Genomic DNA, 17,692 nt, shown 5'->3' with positions numbered 1-17,692 from the left:
ATCTGCCACTGTTTCTCTAATCCAGACGAATGCATCGTCGGGACAAAGCCTATTATACCCGGTGACCATGCATATCCAAGTCTGCGGGTCACCAAGTGATAGATCCATGTAACGGAGAGCACCATGGAGATTATCCTCTATACAAAAAGCTGGTGCCCCTACTGTGCCTCGGCCAAGAAGTTGCTCGCGCAGAAGGGAGCCAGCTACACCGAGATTGATATTGAGGCAAATCCGGAGAAGCGGACGGAGATGATCGAGAAGGCGGGCGGGCACACAACGGTACCGCAGATCTTCATCAGGGGCCGGCACATCGGCGGCTCTGATGACCTGCATGCCCTCGTCGACAAGGGACAACTCGATCCTCTACTGCAGGGCTGAAGCGGTCTAAGATCTAGTCTGCATTGGTTCTGTCATGAGACGTCGCAATGGATTTTTCTAACTGGCCGGTATGGCTGACCTATATTCTAGTTGCGTTCTTCGGCATCACGGGGTGGCCAACCTCATTGGCCCCGAGAGCATGCGCAAGAAGTTCGTCGCCTGGGACTTTCCGTCCTCGTTCAATCTAGCCAATGGCGCCATTCAACTCACTGCGGCTGTGCTGCCGCTGATGGACGGCACCCGGGTTCTTGGATTGCACTTAGGCCTTCTCGTGGCCATTGGCGTGATCGTGACTATGGTCCGGAATCGCGAGTTCGGGCATCTGCCTCCCGGCGTGATCCTGCTCGGGGTCGTCCTTGTCGATCTCTGGGGCTCGCTCATCAACAGTTGGCGGAGAGTGACCGCAATGGCAGACACAAAGAAGATCGACAACGCCGTTATGGCCGGACGGGCCATGTAGGAAATCGGAAAGCCCAGAGCAGACTCCGAGAAGGAGTTCGACCGGACCGTCGACTACATCCGCGCGACCATCAACGCTCTGAAGGAGCTCGACAACAGCAACTCCCGTTTCATGATTGTCGAAGGCACGATCGGGCAGATCCGGCGTACCCCGCTTGGCGTCCCACTGTGGACAGCTATGGATTTTTCGACCTCGACGACACAGAACTGACTGCCGCCGCCGGAGTTTGTCCTGGGGCTGTGTGTGAGGCCGGGAACAGGGCTGCCGCGGCTCTGCATCAGGGCACAGCCACAAAAAACCTGCGGCTGTCGATAAAGCGGATGGAAGTCGCTACGTTTTATCCTGATAGCCGATCTCGGCCATGGACCATCGCGCCGTCAAGCGTCGGGTTCGCCGCCGGTATGGCAAGCCGGTCGTCATTCCAACCAGGATAGTCCAGGATGGGGTACAGACAGATTCCGTCGACCGGGACGCCTGCGTTCCGTGCAGCGATGACCTCATGGCCGATGATGCGAAGCCAGGCCGGTCGCCCTCGATCCACTGATTGGGGAGGTAACAGTTCACGCCCACGATATCGACGTCGTCAGGCCGGCCGCCCAGCTCGGGACGGTGGCGCCCTGACGGGAAGTCCAGCGCCTCATTGCGCTAAGGTGTAATGTTGGGCCGCTCGGATATCCTGCGGGTAACCGGAGCGCGGAACGACGTGGATGGCAGGCTCCGCATGAACAATGCGGGCACGTGGATCGACCTCGCGCACGGCCTCAACGGCCGCGATCGCGGCTCGCACAAGGATCGCCTTGAGCTCGTTGCCGTGCCCAGAGGCAAGAGGATTGATGTAAGCGAGGCTCCCGCCAGCCCAGGACCAGAACGAGATCTCGTTCACCGGCACATAGAACGGCACGGCATCGGTTTCGTCCCGGACAACCTGCGCGGCCACACGCGCAAAGCGTGCAAAGCGGTCGATGAATGCAGGCGACAAGATGTCGAGCCGCCTTCGCCCGGATCTGCCGCCGATGATGAGGAGGTTCATGGTGATTCTGGGCGGAAAGAGATGACCATTTTGGGATGCTGATGGGCGACGCTCTGTGAGCCATAATGAACGCCCGCAAACGGGGTAAACGGAATGACCAGTGGACAAGCCGAACCCATTTCGATCCGTAGATTGACCCATGATGACGCCGAAACTTACCGCGCCTTTGTTCTTCAGGCGCTTCAGGACACGCCATCGGCTTTCATCGTGACCTATGACGAATACCGGGCCAAACCCATTGAGTGGGTGAAGGAGCGGATCGCCTCGCCGCAGCAGCCCCATGACTTCGTCCTTGGAGCGTTCGACCAAGCAAGTTCGGAAATGGTCGGCATCGTCGGTCTCGATGTGCTGCCTCGCATCCAGGAGCGCCATAAGGCTCACCTGTACGGAATGGCGGTCTCGCCCTCGTGTCGTGCTCGCGGCATCGGCAGAGCGCTCATCGAACGCACCCTTGCCGAGGCAGCAGGCATTCAGGGCGTTCGGCAAGTCCTGCTCATGTACTCGGAAGGGAATACGGCTGCGGAACGGCTTTATCACTCATGCGGCTTTGTGGAGTTCGGACGGGAGCCCCGCGCCATGCTGACGGTGAATGGTCAGGTTGTGAACAAGGTCCACATGATCCGGCTGCTCGACAACCAAGAGTAAGAGAGGCCAAGCCGGAACCGCGATACGCAAATCGCGTTAGCTTTTGTTCTGCATGAATGGAGGACACCATGTGCCACTATCGGGGATCATATGTGTCCGAGGATCGGGCGAAGGCCGAAGCGGATCGCCAGAAGGAGCTTGAGGCCCGACGCACTCAGGCTATCGGCAAGCTGAAGCACGAGGCCGATGCAGCGGCCCAGAGCACAGCTTCCGCTCCAACGAAAGAGCCCATGCCTGTGAAGTAGCCTTCGGGCCTTAGTCGTTCAGCAATTGGAAGGCAGCGAGATCCAGCCGTTGCCGATTATCGTTCCCAGGAGTGGCGCGGACCTGTTCGCGCTCGTGCTCCATCGACGCTCCATGCTCCTGGGCCGGTGAACACAAACAGCAGGAACACGAAGCAGTAGAGGATCGCCGCATCCCCGCCATTGAGCACGGGGTACACGCTCTGCGGAGCATGGAACATCCAGTAGGCTACGGCCATCTCCCCGGCCAGAATGAGGGCTACAGGGCGGGTGAAAAGACCGATCAGGATCAATAGGCCGCCGACAAGTTCAAGGACAGCTCCAATCCCAAACAGCGACAGAACTGGCGGCATCCCACTTTGAGGTGGAGCAGGAAAGCCAAGCAGCTTCTGAGTTCCATGCAGCATGAAAATCAGCGCCGTCACGATCCGCAGAACGGCCAAGGCATAAGGGGACCAGCGGTCCAGCGTGTCTGAGTAGGCCATCAGGGCGATCCTTCTCGACCTCACGGGGAGTTCTAACCCGGACGTATCATGGCAAACGTCCTTCAGAGCCCCCGAGTTCGCCCGTCTTTTCCTGCTCCGGAATAAGAGCAGGCTCCCGCCGCGCTTCGATCAAAGGCTGGCGAGGAATAGACTCGCTGCGGTAAAGGCGCTGACAGAGGTAAAAAATAGGGCCGAAGCACGTTGAAGTCAGGGACCAGCATCGGCGCTCGCTGTGGAACTTGCCACTTCAGCGTGAGTAACTACCAAACCTTTTGTTTTGCTCATAACCTGTTTTGCCGGTTCTGTCGCAAACTCCAAGTATAGACATTTTCAGCGCCATTCTGGCATGAAGACGGCAACGCTAAGCTGTTCCTCGCCGTCAGAGCGGTACTGGAGAGCATGAGGTTTTATAGGCAGCTCTGCTGCCTTGGCATCTGTCCTCACTGATGAGCCGATAGCGGTATCGCGATGGCGCGCCCTCAAACCCTTTCATCAGTAACCGCCCCTCGGATCCTTATGCTCCCCTAGCTGCTCCAACTCGCACTCCTAGTGGCCTGATCGGGTCCGAGCTTGTGCTACAAAGAGGGGCATCAGGACAGCTCTGCGTTCTAAGTCGTCACCACCGTTGCCTCAGACATTTGGAAATCATGACCCATACTAGCGTCGCAGCGACACAGCCTGCCGCCAAGCCTTCCTTCATCGCCTTGCTCATCGCCGCCTCGGCTGTAAGCCCGCTCGGCATTAACATGTACCTGCCCTCCATGCCGGGCATGGCTCGGGCCTTCGGGGTTGATTTCGCCACCATCCAGCTGACCCTGTCGCTTTATCTCGCGGCCATGGCCTGCGGGCAGTTGATCATTGGCTCGCTCTCTGACCGCTTCGGCCGACGGCCCATGCTCCTGATCGGGCTCCTCGTCTTCGTGCTCGGCTCGCTGGTCTGCCTGACAGCGCAGAATGTCGGCCTCCTGATCTTCGGTCGTGTCGTGCAGGCCATCGGCGGCTGTGCCGGAATTACACTGAGCCGTGCCATCGTCCGTGACCTATATGGGCGCAAGCAGGTGGCCAGCATGATCGGGTATGTCACCATGGGTATGGCTGTCGCCCCCATGATTGCACCGACCATGGGCGGCGTGCTCGAAACCCTGTATGGCTGGCGCGCCTCCTTCGTGTTCCTGATGCTGTTTGGCGGCTTGGTCCTGGTCGTCGCCTCCTGGCAGTTGCACGAGACCAACCACAATCGCGATGCCGCAGGCTCCATCCGGCAACTCCTGCACAGCTATCTCAGCTTGTTCCGCTCTCGGCTGTTCTGGGGCTACACGCTGGCCGCCAGCTTCGTCTCGGCGGTGTTCTTCGCTTTCGTGGCAGGCGCGCCTTACGTGATGATCGAACTGATGGGCCGCAGCCCGGCAGAATACGGCTTTTATTTCGCCATTGTGCCGAGCGGTTACATTCTGGGTAACTTTGCCTCCGGCCGCTTCGCGGGTGGGGTCGGACCGAACCGGATGATCCTGGCCGGCACGTTCGTGACCCTAGCCAGTGTCGCCGGCATGGCAATCACATTCGCTATGGGTTTCCTGCACCCGGTGGCTCTGTTCGGGCCGATGTTCTTCATTGGCCTAGGGAATGGTCTGGTTTTGCCGAGCGGCATTGCCGGTGCAATCAGCGTGAAGCCGGAGGCTGCGGGCGCGGCGGCTGGCCTGTCGGGCAGCCTTCAGATCGGGTTCGGTGCGCTTGTCGCTCCGGTTGTTGGTGCTACGCTTGGCTCCACTGTCTGGCCGCTGATCACGATCATGGCGATCTGTTCGTTGCTCGCACTTGCCTCTTTCGGACTGGTTGCAGATCGGCGCAGATCAAATCCTGCCACCAGAGTGTGAGAGGGTTTGGCTTTACTGCCGCGGATCCACGGATGGGGTGGTGCAACGACCAGGGATCGCAGGTACGGAGAGCATTCAATGGAGCACTCGCACTGCCTCAACCGCCGCAGTTTCCTCGGCTCCTTGGCAGCGACCAGCGCCGCCGCGATGATGTGGCCTCTGACCGGAGCCGCGCAGCCGGGTCCGGTTCTCACCAGAACCATTCCCTCGACTGGCGAGGCGCTACCCCTGGTCGGGCTTGGCACCTGGATTACGTTCAATGTCGGCAACGACAATGAAGCACGGGATAGCTGTGCCGCGGTCATACGGGCATTCTTTGAGACCGGTGGACGCCTGATCGACTCCTCGCCCATGTACGGCTCGTCGCAGGATGTGGTCGGTTACGGCCTGCAAAAGCTCGGTCATCCGCCTCGACTGTTCTCAGCCGACAAGGTCTGGACCTCGTCCGCATCCGCTGGCCCAAGCCAAATCGCGGAGTCACGCCGGCATTGGAGGGTGCCTCGCTTTGACCTGCTGCAGGTCCACAATCTTCTGGCCTGGGAGGCGCATCTCAGGACCCTGCTCGCCATGAAGGCGGCCGGTGAGGTGCGCTATGTCGGGATCACGACCTCGGAAGGACGCCGGCACCGCGAGTTCGAGCGTGTGATGCGCCAGCATCCGCTCGACTTCATTCAGGTGACCTACAACATCCTCGACCGCGAGGTGGAAGAGCGCATTCTACCCTTGGCGGCGGAGCGTGGAATTGCGGTTATCGTCAACCGTCCGTTCCGGCAGGGTGCCCTGATCGACCGCTTGGAACGCTACCCGCTCCCAGCTTGGGCGGCTGAGGTTGGCGCACGGAGCTGGGCGCAGTTCATCCTGAAGTTCATCCTGTCTCACCCGGCTGTGACCTGCGCTATCCCGGCAACGACCCGGGTGGATCATGTGCGCGAGAACATGGCGGCGGCCAGCGGACGGTTGCCGGATGCCGCGATGCGGTCTCGCATGATTGCCTCTGTCGAGGGCCGCTGATGGGGGACTGGCTGTCCTACACGCTATCGGATTTCCTGCTGTTTTCGGCCCGCACCTATTATCGTCTGTTCGAGCTCTACAACCGTGCAATCTGGCCGGCGCAGATCCTGGCGCTGCTGCTCGGGCTCGTCGTTCTGTGGCGGCTGCATCGCGCTGGTGCTTGGCAAGGCTCGATGGTGACGATGATCCTCGCGGCCGGCTGGCTTTGGACGGCCTGGGCTTACCTTTTGGAGCAGTACGATACGATCAACTGGGCGGCGCGATACTTCGCCATCGGCTTCGTCTTCGAGGCGCTACTGCTGATCTGGTTGGGTGCCATTCAAGGCCGGCGCTTCTTCCGGCCATATCGAGACTGGAGCAGCAGGGCCGGATTGATTCTTTTCCTGTTTGCGCTCGTGATCCAGCCATTAATCGGACTGCTTGTGGGTCGTGACTGGAAGCAGACAGAGATCTTTGGCATCGCCCCGGATCCCACCGTGCTTGCCACGCTCGGCATCCTCCTGACCATGGACAAGTGGCCTCCGTGGGGGCTTATGATCATTCCGCTGATCTGGTGCGCGCTCAGCGGAGCAACCCTTTGGACGATGGGCTCGCCGGATGCTTGGGTCATGCCTGTGGCAGCCCTTATTGCTCTTGGATTGGCCGTCTCTCGGGTGTTGTCTGCGCGAGGGCAGGATCAGGAAACCTGAAGGGAGTTGAAATCGATTTCCTGAGCCTGAGCGCCCGTGTTGGAGAGCATGAGGTTTTGTGGGCAGGTAACCGTGCTGAGATGGCGGAAGCCTGAAACAGATCCATGACTGGGTACCCCACAGATCCTTATACTCCCTGACATGGATCATCTCCATGGATATGGCCTATGGCAAAGCATCGGTTGGCAGTAAGTGTTCCGCATGTGGACGAACGGATTGCTGCCCCTAAGTCTTGAGCTTGGCTGACAGCTTCGGAACCACCTGCTCTGTTAGAGACCCAGAGCACTGGAGGCATCAATGCTGAGCTTCGCTCGAGCCGCCTTTTTGATCGCCACCTGCGTTGGCCTTAGCCTCACCAAGCCAGTCGCGGCTGCCGAGCCGGAGAGCTGTCCTGGTTTGATCGCCTCCCGAGACACTCTGTTCTCAAGGGCTGCGTTGCGCCAGAATGAGGTCGGCCTCACCTTCGTAGGCCATGCCACCTTCCTGATCGAGACGCCACAGGGGGTGCGGATTGCCACGGACTACAATGACGGCACACGTCCGCGCGTCACGCCAGATGTGGCAACGATGAACAAGGCCCATTCCACCCACTTCAGCTATCACCCGGATCCAGCCATCAAGTATGTCCTCAGGGGCTGGAACCCGGCCGGAGATCCTGTCGTCCACGATCTGACGGTGCAGGATGTGCGTATCCGCAATGTCTCGACCAACATTCGCAGCTATGGCGGGGCGACGGAGTACGACGGCAACTCCATTTTCGTGTTTGAGACGGCCCAGCTGTGCATCGCGCATTTAGGTCACCTGCATCACACCCTCTCGCCTGGGCATCTCAAGAGGCTCGGTCGCATTGATGTTCTGCTGGTGCCGGTGGATGGGAGTTACACGCTGGAGACCTTCGACATGATGGAGGTGCTGCGTGCGATCAATGCACCACTCATGATTCCCATGCATTTCTTTGGACCATCAACCCTCAACCGCTTTCTCACCTCTGCCAGGGACCACTTCCCGGTAGAGTTCAGCGACACGGCAGCCATCACCCTGTCGCGCGCCACGCTGCCGAAGAGTCCGAAGATCCTGGTCCTGCCGGGGCATTGAAAGGCTGCCGAACATACCTCAGTGGAAATCTCTGACTTTCAAGCAGAGGGTCCTGGGTTCGTGTCCCAGTGCGCTCACCAATACTTTCAAAGGATTACCGGCATCTGCCCTTTGCGCCATTTCTATCCGGTAGCCAGACGTTGAGGCAGGGGCCTTCGCCTCAACTCTGGTGAGCCCTTGGCCTTTGTGGCTGAGGCCAAGGACCCGGTTCGCGGCGGAAAGCTATGCCGGCCGACCTGATCAGAAGCTATTGTTCGTGTGGCTTGCCGCCTCTGTCCCGTCGTGAGCGGTAAAGTGCCCTGCTCCACGAGCTGCCCGCGGTACCGGGCGCCAGTTCTGTGTTTGCCTCGGGCGCTGATTGGAGCCGGCATGCCACTGACGCCCCATGCCAGAATTCGGTGCCCGGCGACCAAGGAGCCAGCCCACGGCACAGCCGAGTGCACCCACGGCAAGTACAGTGGCGAGCGGGTGTTTCTGCACCGGCCGACTCATGGCTTCGGTGCCCTGCCGGTAGTAACGCTCGGCCTCCGGCAGATACCGCCTGCCCTGCTCCATGTAAGTCTGGCCACGCCGGTAGAGATCGTGGACAAAGTCGGAAGCTTGATGGGAGCGGTTGTAGCCACCCTCATCAACTCCCTGGCCAGGCGGTATGGGAGCTTCGTTCAGGTCGTCGGGCTCACATTCGGCGGCAACGCTTTTGGATGCTGATGTGGTCCACGCGGGCGGGTCACTGGCCGGGAAGCTATCGTCGACCGTATCGTCCACATGCCGTTGCTGGATCGGCTTCGGTTCGTTTTCGGCGTCGACTGGGCGTTTCTGATCGATCTTCTCGTCAGGCATCGGAACCTCCATCTCCTGCTCACGGCAATGAGGTCTCAAGAGGAATGGTTCCGCCCGCAGGGATCAGAGCAAGCTTGAAACGGCTCGCTATGGTCCAGCCATGCTTCGGTTCGTCCAGTGCCACACTCCCCTGAACCAGCCGTCGACCGAAATCAGCGGACGATCCCTGCCGGACTCGTGGGTGGCACCCATGTCAGACTTGGTGACTGGGGTTCAGACCAAACCTCTAGGCCAATCGCGCCAGGGTTGGCGCGCAAAGATGGACAGCCAGCCGAAAACCACGGCGAGTTCCTAAGCTTGCTGAAGTCGTGCTCGGTCAGAGGGTCGAGCCCTTGCAGACCCTTTCCTGTTGGACCAGTTCCTGCAGGGATTGGTGAGCAAGGGTCTCGTGTGCCACCCGCTGGGCAATCTCAGCCGACTTCCGGCCATAGGGTGCTGTGACGGTGAGAATCTTTTGGTCAACCCTGAGGTGCCCACGTCGGTTCGCCCATCGATTTTGATATGGATTGCGTGGCATGACCTCGCAAAGGGCCTCCTCCGTGAGACCGCCCCCTCGCCTCGGCAAGAGCATACTCCTCACAGGACGGGAAGCCACCTGGCATAAGCGGCGCTGAAGCGAATGGATCAAAGCGCCTTACTGCCATGAGGCTGGCATGCCTCAGATCTGCGTCGATAAAAACCGCAACGTTGCCAAGCTGACGGAAACCGCCAATCATCCTGCATATTTGTCAGACATTGGTGCAGGATTGATTGTTCGTCGCGTTCTTGATGAACCGCATCAGCGGAGAGAGGCCTGAAAGGCGCGGGTCCTGCACTCGACTTGGCCTTTAGTCCCGAGGATCTCGCCCCCCAAGGCGCTCGTGGCGGATCTCGGGCTCCACGATGACCTTGTCGCCGAAGCGGCGCTCAATCTCGGAGACTGCTTGGGGCGACGCCTCGATGACGACGCGACTTGGATTGCCTGCGCCCTTGACGTGAACGCCGGGCACCTGGCGGACGCGCTCCTCGGCTGTCACGGCTTCCAACCGTGCCTCACGCCTGATCGCGACTACATAGGTGGCCAAGACCAACCCTCCCCATCTCAGGTTCCACTATACAACAGCTTGTCCTGCAAATGGGATCCCCCGGCCACAGTAGGAAGGGGGAAGCCCGACGTCCCGCAAGCTTGCCTGAAGGATCCCTCTGGCGGCTCGGGATCGACCTATGTCTCTGGGCATCGCCTGGTACCCCGGATCCCTTGAGAGCACGGCGGCCAATGCTCCACAGGTGGCTGGTGTGGCCATCGAGGTGCCGTCCATCACAGCGTAGAGGCCGACGGTGCCATGACGATCTGGTACGGTGGCAATAATCCCGACACCGGGGGCACCGCAGACAACTTGCGGTCCGTGAGAGGTGAAATTGGCCGCATACAGGTTCTCGCGCCCGAAGAGGGACGCATCCAAGGGCAACCGAGAGGCCGACAGGCTTCCCGGTGGACCCCACCCGGCAAGCCCCAGCGCACTGACCGCGACCGCCTCGGGGAAAGCAGCCGGATAGTTGACGGGACCCGCGTCATTCCCGGCTGCGCAGAGGCAGAGGGTGCCCCGCTCCGCCGCGTCGATGATCGCGTCGTGCACTATCTCGGATGGCTCGGTTGCGCCGAGGCTCAGGTTGATGAGGTCTACTTGGTGGGTCCGGGACAGCGCGTCGATCGCGTTCGCGATGTCCGCGTTGCTTGCGCCAGCCTCGGCATACGGGAAAACCCGGGCTGCGAAAAGCCCACATCCAGGAGCGATCCCGGAGTACGTGCCAAGGCTTGTTGGTCGTGCCCCGATGGTGCCGACCACATGGGTGCCATGAGAGTCGACGTCCTGGGTTTGATCTGCCCCCAGCACGGCGCCGTCGATGAAGGCTCCGACCGCAACCGCATGAGCCAGATCGGGGTGAGGACCCAGTCCCGTGTCCGCGACACCCACACGAACTCCATTCCCAGAACCCGAATCGACACCGTCGAGACCGAGCGCCTGATGCCACCAGCCGAGAGGTCCATCGAACGGAAGCGGCGGACACTCGATCACTTGCTGAAGGCCAGCGCCTCGGACAACCATTGACCAGAAGGCGCTGAGGGGAGCTACGACCGCCACGGAGGGTTGGTACCCGAGGGGAATCTGGAATGGGACTTCACCGGCCGCATCAGTTTGGCCGGTCAACTCCACCGTTGATCCGAAGCCTCGCACATAGAGTTTCACGGTAGCGAAAGGGAGCGGCTGGCCACCCCCCGTGACACTGATCACGAACGGATGCGCGCCGACTGCCGCGGATGCTGCTCCTTGGCGGCGAAAGGGCATGACGTCCCGGGGCGGCGGCCATTCCCGATAGTGCATGATCTCCGGCTCGACGATGACATCGTGAGGCAGCCCCGCTTTGTACGTGGCCATCGCCCCGGGGTCGGCCTCGACGACAGTCACGCGCCGGGCCAGCGGGTCGCCTGGATCCTTGTCGTGGATGATTGTCGCGAAGGACATGGTGGCAAGGGCGGTGGCAATCTCTGCTCGTGAGGTCGCCTTGGCTGCGGCGCTGAATTTGCCAGCGCGGCGGTTTGCGATCACATACCGGGCCATCTTCACTCTCTGGTCGTCCGACTGCGGTAAGCAGGACAGGGTCGGGCGAGCCGCGTGCTGCCACTGCGTTTAGTCTGAAGACCTTATCACAGCGAAGTTACTGGCAGTAAGGCGCACTTCGGTAGGCGGATTGGACCGGATTTCGAACATGCAAGGTACAGAGACGGTGGCAATGCTCGATAGTCCGTCACTCCTCCGGTTAACAAAGCTATTTCGGGAGAGGCCCACGGAGTGAGATTGGAATGACTGCTGGCATGCAGAAGCGAGCCCGCTTTCGCAAGCCCGCAACCTACTCGCACGGGGTATTCTTCATCGCCTTATGCCCATCTTGCTCACGCTCGCTGGGGCAATAACCTGATGGAAGCGGCATAGCTCCGTCTTGCATGAGGGAGGCTAACAGTGGCGTGTCCTCTCACGATTGAACGGATCCATTTAGCTCGGGCCGTACAACCCTCTATCGCCGCTCTGTCATTATTGGTCTTCACAATCGTGCAGGTCGAGAGGACATCCGCACTCGACCTCGGCGTGAGTGGAGGTGCTGCTGGACCGGGCGCAGGAGTGAGCGCTGGCGTTGGATCTGGCGGGATCAGCGCCGGAGCGGGCCTCAACAGCGGAGGCAACGGGGCCTCCATTGGCGGCGGCCTTGCCCCGAGTGGCATTAGCGGTGGGGCAGGAGTTAATGCGGGCGCCGTGGGAGCCTCGGCTAATGCAGGTATCGGATCCAACGGGCTCAGTGCGGGAGGAAGCATCAACAGTGGAGACAGCGGGGCTTCCATAGGCGGCAGCGTTGGCCCGAATGGCATTGGCGCTGGAGGCAGCCTGAGCGGCGCAGGTAGCGGAGGTGGGTCGCAGGGTTTCAGTGGCGTGGCGGGAGCCAGCTTGGGAGGCCACGGAAGCGGAGTGTCGGGAGTAGGCTCCGTCGGTACAGGAACATCAGCCTCGATGAACGGAGGCAATCCCGACCAACATGTCTCCGACGAGGCACGCACCTCAGGATTTCTCGCCAGCATTGCTCCCACCGCCCTTGCAACGTCGTCCTTAGCAGGAGCCGCCGTTCCAAAGGCGCTGTTGCCGATTGAGAAAGGGGGCGGCGATAGCGGATGGTTCCGGAGCATATACCTGCTCCAACCTCTGCGCGCCAAACCCGGGACGCCGCTGAGCGTTGTTCAGTCCTGCCGGAACGCACTTATCTCCGGCGCCTTGCGCTATGGGGCCACGCAAGTCGACGTCGCCAGTGCCGGACGGACTGTCCGTGTCAAGGGCGGTGGCTTTTCAGCTCCCGTTGAAGCCAGAATCTTGTTTCAGCGAGGCAATCAGGTGCAGGTTCGGCAAGCACGGATCACGTGCCGCTTGGATCAAGCAGGCCGCATCGCCGCGATGTTTTAAGGCTTAAGATGCGACGGTGGTATCTTGATGAAACGGTTGCTGTCCGGCGTCCTGTTGCATACACCTGCTTTCTAAGCATTCTGCGACAGAAGGTCTTATGAATGCGAGCCGGCCTGTATTATTGGCTGCGGACAATAAAGAATTACTTCGGAAAGGTCAGGCCGGCATCAGTATTCAATGCCCAAAGTTGCCAGAATTGCCGGGTATTTTCTGAACCTGCTTATGACTTCATTCGTTTCCGCGTCGTGGGATTTTCCAAGTCATTTTAGCACTCCGCCGGCATTACACCTACCAACAATCTTTTCAGAGGGCTGCCATGGTGCCACAGAGCAGTTGGCCTTCAAGCACCTCCTACAGCAAGCACGTATCCGAGGGGCGACGTGGATGGTGGAGCCTTGTACCCACTGTAGTTGCTTTGGGTATGTTTGCGTATTCGTCGCACGGCCTCGCAGGTGACGAGATTGGCGGAGCCACTCCCCGACTGCCTCAAACGGGAGAGGAACAAGCCCCAGGGGGTGCGCGAACAACCCCTCATTCGGCGGAACAGGGTCTTGCAATATTTCCTCATGCGGGAGCATCGCAATGGTATTGGACTTCACTTATTCAGAGCCTTGTGTCGAGCCCTGAAAGAAGCACGCTCGCTGCGGATGTTGGAGAATTGCTGCGGCAGGGGGATTTGACTGGAGCACGGCAGAAGCTCGAGGCTGCTGTAGATGCAGGGACATTCGCCATCATCATCATTGATAGTATTCAGGATCCAAAACTGCAGGAAATGCTGCAAGCTATGGCACGTGAGCGGCAAGACACGCGCTTTGCTCAGGACGTTCCGGTTGGCGACGTGAGAGCAAAGGGGAGCAATGCAGGCGAACCGGCCGATGCAACGGAAAGAGAGAGGGGGCGTGCTGAAGCAGCGCTGCGAGAGCTGAACGCTATGCAAGGGCAAATCGCAGCTTTGAGGGAAAAGGAGGCCAGAGTAGCAGAGCTTGAGCATGCACTGGAGCAGGAAAAAGGACGAACTGCTTCAGCCATCCAAGACTTGAGCCTCGTACGAGGGCAACTCACAGCAATGACGCAGAACGCCTCAAGAGCAGCGGACAAGAGAGACGAGCATGCCCAAGAGGTGGAAAAGGGTAAAGCTGCCCTATCGGAACTGACTGCGAAACTGACCGAAGCGCAGGAGCAACTTGCAACTCTCAAGGGGAGCGCCGCAGAAGCACCCGAGTTGCGAGCAGCTCTTGAGCGGGAGAGAGCTGCGGCAAGGTTTGCTGCCCGCGAAATCGAGACTCTGAAAAGAGAACTCGTTACGCTCCAGACAAGCGGAGTCAGTTCCAACGGAGCGATAAGCTCAGCCTCCCAGGAGAAAGAGCGTGCAGATGCCGCATCCCAGCAGTTGGATGCTGTGCAGAAGCAACTCTCTGCACTCCGGGAGAGCGAGGCCAAGATGCAGGGCCAGTTAAAGCAAGAGAGAGAGCGCAACGCTTCGGTCACTCGCCAGCTGGTGGCTTTCCAGCAAGAAATTTTAGCTCTGAAAGCCCAAGCGGAAAGCACTGCTGCAATCCAGGAAGCACTCCGTCAGGAGAAAGAGAATACCGCTGCCGCACTCCATCGCGTGCATGCGTTGCAGGGGCAAATCGCGGATTTGGAAGCCCGCGCAGAATTCGTACCCGCCGCACTGCTTTTCCAAACCACTCCTATCCTGCTCAAGTCTTCAATCCATACATTCCAGGGCGGTGCTAAGCCAAGCAGCAGATCCAGTACGGAGGGCGATGTTTCCCAACGTAAGGCTCGGCAGGTGTCTCTCCCTCCCCAAGTCGAGAGGGAGCGCAAGTTGTCCGATGAAGCAGCGGCGCAGACCCGTCGCCGCAACCTCCCGCTAAAATCCGAAGAGGAGAAATCGGTCAGGTCACCCTCCGGAAGCCATAAGCCAAATGAAGCGGCAGACAGAAACGAAGTCGTCAAGCTCAAGCGTTCTCCTCGCTTACCAGCTCGGGAGAATTCCGCCACTGAGGGCCTCGCTCCGGATCTGCCCGCAATCCTACTGCCTGTCGATGGGCTCTGGGCGTTCTACTAGGTGAGAATCCAGTGGAGACGTCCTGTCCACTGCCTAACGCCCGGAAGGACGAAAGGGAGCTCACTGGCAGGAGGGTCTTTGGCCATGCGGGAGAAGTGCGGAGCAGGAGGCGGATTTAGCCGAGAGATTTCGATTCAGAAGTCAAGTGCAGGAAGGCGGCGGCGAAGGCGTGGCTCCCCGGTGGTGCGGACCCCGATAAGTGGGATCGGTCGCCCAGACTAAAGGGAATGCGCTGGGCGACCTGTGAGCGGTGGGTTGCACGCTATGATGCCGCTGAGGAGATGCTCGATGCGCAATTCGTCCTAGCGGCGGGGCGGTTGATGAAAAGATTCTAGAGCCCGACCCCAACTGCGGGGCTCAAGATGCGGCAGCCGAACTTCCTGAATGTTGCTCACCGCGAGCGAGCTTTACGCCAATGCTCATGGTGCAGGCAGGAGCGACCAATAATCGTCCGCGGGGCTGTTCTGGTAATGGTTCATTTACCATTCGGGCGCAGCCTTACCTAGTGCCTCTTGGCAGGGTCTTTCTTCCTGAGACGGTCGCGTCAGCGACCTACCTTAGAGCGCCAGCCGAACGGGCGCTCTTCTTTTGAAATGGCCAAAGGCCTGTTGTGCGTCGTCTACCCCCGTCAGTGAAATGTGTGGCCCCGACCTCTATGCCCACGAACACAGGAGAATGGAATGGACCTGCAGAGCGCAAGCAAGCTAATTGCTGTCCAAAGCCCGAACCTCGACTTAGGGGACGCATTTCGCGAGCTTGCCGAGACAAGCATCCTTCGCACGACAATCAAACACTTCGGGCGGCTCAGCACAGCCTTGGTACACGTGACCTGTGAAGGGCCTTTGTTCCACTGCACCATCGATATTCAGTTAGCCACGCTCAAGATGGTACGCGCCGAGTTTCAGCACGAAGATTGCCATGTGGCCTTCAAGAGCGCTTTGGACGCGGTCGAGAACCAGCTTCGAGGAGCCAAGCACGCGTTGCGTGAGAGTAAGGTGAGCCGGACTGACAGAGATCCTATTCCTCGGGATGCTTTAAGTTCATCGCCGGTGATGTGACCAGATGCGTACAGCAGATTAGGATTTTGGGCGGAGATGCTTGATGCACATCGTGTCGTTCGTCACCCAGAAGGGTGGGACTGGTAAGAGCAGCCTAGCTGTTTCACTCGCAGTGGCCGCGGCGGAAAGCGGCTTGAAAGTCGTCGTTCTCGACATCGACCCCCAGGGGACAACAGGAGAATGGTACAAGCGGCGCACCGCTGAAGCGCCCGAGGTTCACTCGCTTCCCTGGACCTATCTCTCCACTCGCCTCTACACTCTTGACCGGCAAGGCTACGACTTGGCGATCATTGACACGCCCGGGGCGGACAGCCATGCCGCGTCAGAAGCTATGAGACAGGCACACTTCTGTTTGCTGCCGGTCCGACCCAGTGTCGCCGATATTGAGGCCAGCAAACCTACCGTTCGGTACCTGAACGAACGCGACAAGCCTTTCGCATTCGTCCTCAATCAATGTCCAGCGGGCGGGCGAACGAGTCGGACCTCCAATGCACGTATGGCTCTCCAACTGCTTGGGAGCTTATGTGACCCGACACTGGCGCATCGGTCCGATCACGTAGACGCTCTTGCGTCGGGTCTGGGCGTGACTGAGTTCAGCCCTTTTGGAAAAGCTGCCGATGAGGTGCGTGCGGTTTTGCAATGGCTCACAGCGAGACTGAGAAGGTCGGATGCCATTGAGATAGCTGATGAAGGCGCAGCGATCCCTCTAAAAGCAGTCTCGTGAACGATGCCTGCCACGATGCTGCTGAGGAGATGCTTGATGCTCAACTCGGCGTGGCAGCGGCGCGGCTGATGAAGCGGCTTTAGCCAAGAGATTTCGATTAAACTGGCGGCGAGAGCGCTCAAGCCTTCCAGTTAGGGCGCCTCTCTTTACATTATCATCAGACGACGAGCAGGTCCTTGTACGAGAGAGCGAGGTTAGCAGTCACCTTCGCGAAGGCCATAACCGTACCCTGACCAGAGGCATCCGCATCGTAGTGCCGGTCGCCGGCCGTCTTGTCGTAGATGATGTGGTCGTTTTCATCCAGCGCCTTGGTGCCAACCCTGAAGAACGCGCTGCTCAGCAGCTTCGGTACAGCCAGTGAGCCTGAGCCCAGCTTGGTGAAGACCGCGTTATCCAGGTAAATGCTGTCATCAGTCATACTGAAGTCGTTGATGGTGTTCCGGTCAGCGGTCGCGCTCAGTTTGGTGCTGAAGACGAACGCATCCGGATTCGTTGCAAACCGTTTGGTAACTCAGTTCAGCCTACGCCTCCGGCAGGCTCCGGCTTCGATCAGCATAACCGCTTTTCCGAGGAAGTTCTGCTTGTAGCTCATGAACGCAAAGATCGTCCCCACCGTCGGGACGTTATCGAGGGCGAGCCGCGCTGCGAGGTAAACCGTGATGACGCCTTCGGCGCCGAATATGACACCATTGATCGTTCTAAAGCCGATCTTGGTGCGGCCCGAGCGAATATTCGCGTTGACAAAATCCGCATACCGGTCGAGCCATTGACCTTCCCGCTCACTCTCGCGGTTGAAGAGCTTCAAAGCCTGCATGGCTCGTAAAGTCTCGATGAAGTTCGATGACTCCTGAGCTTTGGCCTCTGCTCCTGCTCGAGAACGTCCTGCGGCCGGCGCTTGTATTCGATATCCGCGATGTACCCCTTCGTGTTGAGTTGGGCAGCAGAGGAAACAAAGCCTTTCACGAGCTTGATGCGCTCCGCCTGCGTGCCGATCTGTGTATGCAGGTGAGAAATCTCGGTTTCCATTCCGTGCATCAAGGCGAGGATCCGCTCCCGCTCCGAGACCGCACGAAGCTCCTCCGCCTTGATTTGTTGAGCCGGCAT

Annotated in this window: 20 protein-coding genes; 12 read left to right on the top strand and 8 right to left on the bottom strand. The window is 59.6% G+C overall.

Annotation, left to right across the window (positions count from 1 at the left end; translation table 11 throughout):
* Positions 1-123 precede the first annotated feature (123 nt).
* Both grxC and AA309_RS33255 read left to right on the top strand, forming a co-directional pair.
* Entirely contained in the window at positions 124-378 is a 255-nt protein-coding gene (gene grxC / locus AA309_RS18540) for a glutaredoxin 3 (protein ID WP_047190498.1), read from the top strand.
* A 112-nt stretch (positions 379-490) separates the two neighbouring features.
* Positions 491-838, top strand: coding sequence for a DoxX family protein (locus AA309_RS33255; protein WP_052954828.1), 348 nt, complete (start codon positions 491-493; stop codon positions 836-838).
* A 637-nt stretch (positions 839-1,475) separates the two neighbouring features.
* Here the strand turns inward: AA309_RS33255 and AA309_RS32210 are convergent.
* Entirely contained in the window at positions 1,476-1,868 is a 393-nt protein-coding gene (locus AA309_RS32210; RefSeq protein WP_052954827.1) for a glycoside hydrolase family 1 protein, read from the bottom strand.
* 93 nt (positions 1,869-1,961) lie between these two features.
* Between AA309_RS32210 and AA309_RS18525 the strand changes: the two genes are divergently transcribed.
* Both AA309_RS18525 and AA309_RS35300 read left to right on the top strand, forming a co-directional pair.
* Positions 1,962-2,513: a GNAT family N-acetyltransferase gene (locus tag AA309_RS18525; RefSeq protein ID WP_052954826.1), complete on the top strand. Its 552-nt coding sequence runs from the start codon at positions 1,962-1,964 to the stop codon at positions 2,511-2,513.
* Positions 2,514-2,581: 68 nt separating this feature from the next.
* Positions 2,582-2,758 carry a hypothetical protein gene (locus AA309_RS35300; protein WP_160310493.1) on the top strand — a complete coding sequence of 59 codons (177 nt, stop codon included), beginning with the start codon at positions 2,582-2,584 and terminating at the stop codon, positions 2,756-2,758.
* A 56-nt stretch (positions 2,759-2,814) separates the two neighbouring features.
* Here AA309_RS35300 and AA309_RS18520 read toward each other — a convergent pair whose 3' ends face one another.
* Positions 2,815-3,240, bottom strand: a complete 426-nt coding sequence (locus AA309_RS18520; RefSeq protein WP_047190497.1) for a DoxX family protein — start codon at positions 3,238-3,240, stop codon at positions 2,815-2,817.
* Positions 3,241-3,887: 647 nt separating this feature from the next.
* Here AA309_RS18520 and AA309_RS18515 point away from each other — a divergent pair.
* The 4 genes from AA309_RS18515 (at position 3,888) to AA309_RS18500 (ending at position 7,909) form a co-directional block, all read left to right on the top strand.
* A complete protein-coding gene (locus tag AA309_RS18515; protein WP_047190496.1) occupies positions 3,888-5,114 on the top strand; it encodes a multidrug effflux MFS transporter in 1,227 nt (408 codons plus the stop codon).
* 147 nt (positions 5,115-5,261) lie between these two features.
* On the top strand, positions 5,262-6,125 hold the full coding sequence (locus AA309_RS18510; protein ID WP_047190507.1) for an aldo/keto reductase: 864 nt from the start codon (positions 5,262-5,264) through the stop codon (positions 6,123-6,125).
* Positions 6,125-6,814 (top strand): DUF6064 family protein, encoded by a 690-nt coding sequence (locus AA309_RS18505; protein ID WP_047190495.1) that lies wholly within the window; start codon positions 6,125-6,127, stop codon positions 6,812-6,814. The genes AA309_RS18510 and AA309_RS18505 overlap by 1 nt, the downstream gene beginning before the upstream one ends.
* 297 nt (positions 6,815-7,111) lie before the next feature.
* Complete coding sequence (locus AA309_RS18500) at positions 7,112-7,909, top strand: MBL fold metallo-hydrolase (protein ID WP_052954824.1); 798 nt, start codon at positions 7,112-7,114, stop codon at positions 7,907-7,909.
* A 240-nt stretch (positions 7,910-8,149) separates the two neighbouring features.
* Here AA309_RS18500 and AA309_RS18495 read toward each other — a convergent pair whose 3' ends face one another.
* Positions 8,150-8,749 carry a hypothetical protein gene (locus AA309_RS18495; protein WP_150117634.1) on the bottom strand — a complete coding sequence of 200 codons (600 nt, stop codon included), beginning with the start codon at positions 8,747-8,749 and terminating at the stop codon, positions 8,150-8,152.
* Between the two features lie 653 nt (positions 8,750-9,402).
* Here AA309_RS18495 and AA309_RS35295 point away from each other — a divergent pair.
* Entirely contained in the window at positions 9,403-9,546 is a 144-nt protein-coding gene (locus AA309_RS35295) for a hypothetical protein (protein ID WP_160310492.1), read from the top strand.
* Positions 9,547-9,576: 30 nt separating this feature from the next.
* Here the strand turns inward: AA309_RS35295 and AA309_RS18485 are convergent, their stop codons facing one another.
* The gene (locus AA309_RS18485; RefSeq protein ID WP_047190492.1) at positions 9,577-9,813 is read right to left on the bottom strand and encodes a hypothetical protein; all 237 of its coding nucleotides are present in this window, start codon (positions 9,811-9,813) and stop codon (positions 9,577-9,579) included.
* 27 nt (positions 9,814-9,840) lie between these two features.
* A complete protein-coding gene (locus AA309_RS18480) occupies positions 9,841-11,349 on the bottom strand; it encodes a S8 family serine peptidase (protein ID WP_047190491.1) in 1,509 nt (502 codons plus the stop codon).
* Positions 11,350-13,348: 1,999 nt separating this feature from the next.
* Between AA309_RS18480 and AA309_RS18470 the strand changes: the two genes are divergently transcribed.
* The 3 genes from AA309_RS18470 to AA309_RS18460 all read left to right on the top strand — a co-directional run bounded on the left by AA309_RS18470 (position 13,349) and on the right by AA309_RS18460 (position 16,588).
* The gene (locus tag AA309_RS18470) at positions 13,349-14,806 is read left to right on the top strand and encodes a coiled-coil domain-containing protein (protein ID WP_150117633.1); all 1,458 of its coding nucleotides are present in this window, start codon (positions 13,349-13,351) and stop codon (positions 14,804-14,806) included.
* Positions 14,807-15,486: 680 nt separating this feature from the next.
* Positions 15,487-15,864, top strand: coding sequence for an HPF/RaiA family ribosome-associated protein (locus tag AA309_RS18465; protein ID WP_052954822.1), 378 nt, complete (start codon positions 15,487-15,489; stop codon positions 15,862-15,864).
* A gap of 43 nt (positions 15,865-15,907) precedes the next feature.
* On the top strand, positions 15,908-16,588 hold the full coding sequence (locus AA309_RS18460) for a ParA family protein (RefSeq protein ID WP_047190489.1): 681 nt from the start codon (positions 15,908-15,910) through the stop codon (positions 16,586-16,588).
* Between the two features lie 157 nt (positions 16,589-16,745).
* Here the strand turns inward: AA309_RS18460 and AA309_RS18455 are convergent, their stop codons facing one another.
* From AA309_RS18455 to AA309_RS35285, 3 genes are all read right to left on the bottom strand, one after another.
* Positions 16,746-17,006: a hypothetical protein gene (locus tag AA309_RS18455; RefSeq protein WP_047190488.1), complete on the bottom strand. Its 261-nt coding sequence runs from the start codon at positions 17,004-17,006 to the stop codon at positions 16,746-16,748.
* Positions 17,007-17,099: 93 nt separating this feature from the next.
* Positions 17,100-17,402 carry a 6TM ABC transporter family protein gene (locus tag AA309_RS35290; protein WP_047190487.1) on the bottom strand — a complete coding sequence of 101 codons (303 nt, stop codon included), beginning with the start codon at positions 17,400-17,402 and terminating at the stop codon, positions 17,100-17,102.
* The gene (locus AA309_RS35285; RefSeq protein ID WP_047190486.1) at positions 17,390-17,692 is read right to left on the bottom strand and encodes a hypothetical protein; all 303 of its coding nucleotides are present in this window, start codon (positions 17,690-17,692) and stop codon (positions 17,390-17,392) included. Before AA309_RS35285 ends, AA309_RS35290 begins: the two co-directional genes overlap by 13 nt.

Origin of the sequence: Microvirga vignae (genome assembly GCF_001017175.1) — a bacterium.
GTDB classification, from domain to species: domain Bacteria; phylum Pseudomonadota; class Alphaproteobacteria; order Rhizobiales; family Beijerinckiaceae; genus Microvirga; species Microvirga vignae.
The sequence above is the reverse complement of the archived record's forward strand: the minus strand, read 5'-3'. Positions and strand labels throughout refer to the sequence as shown.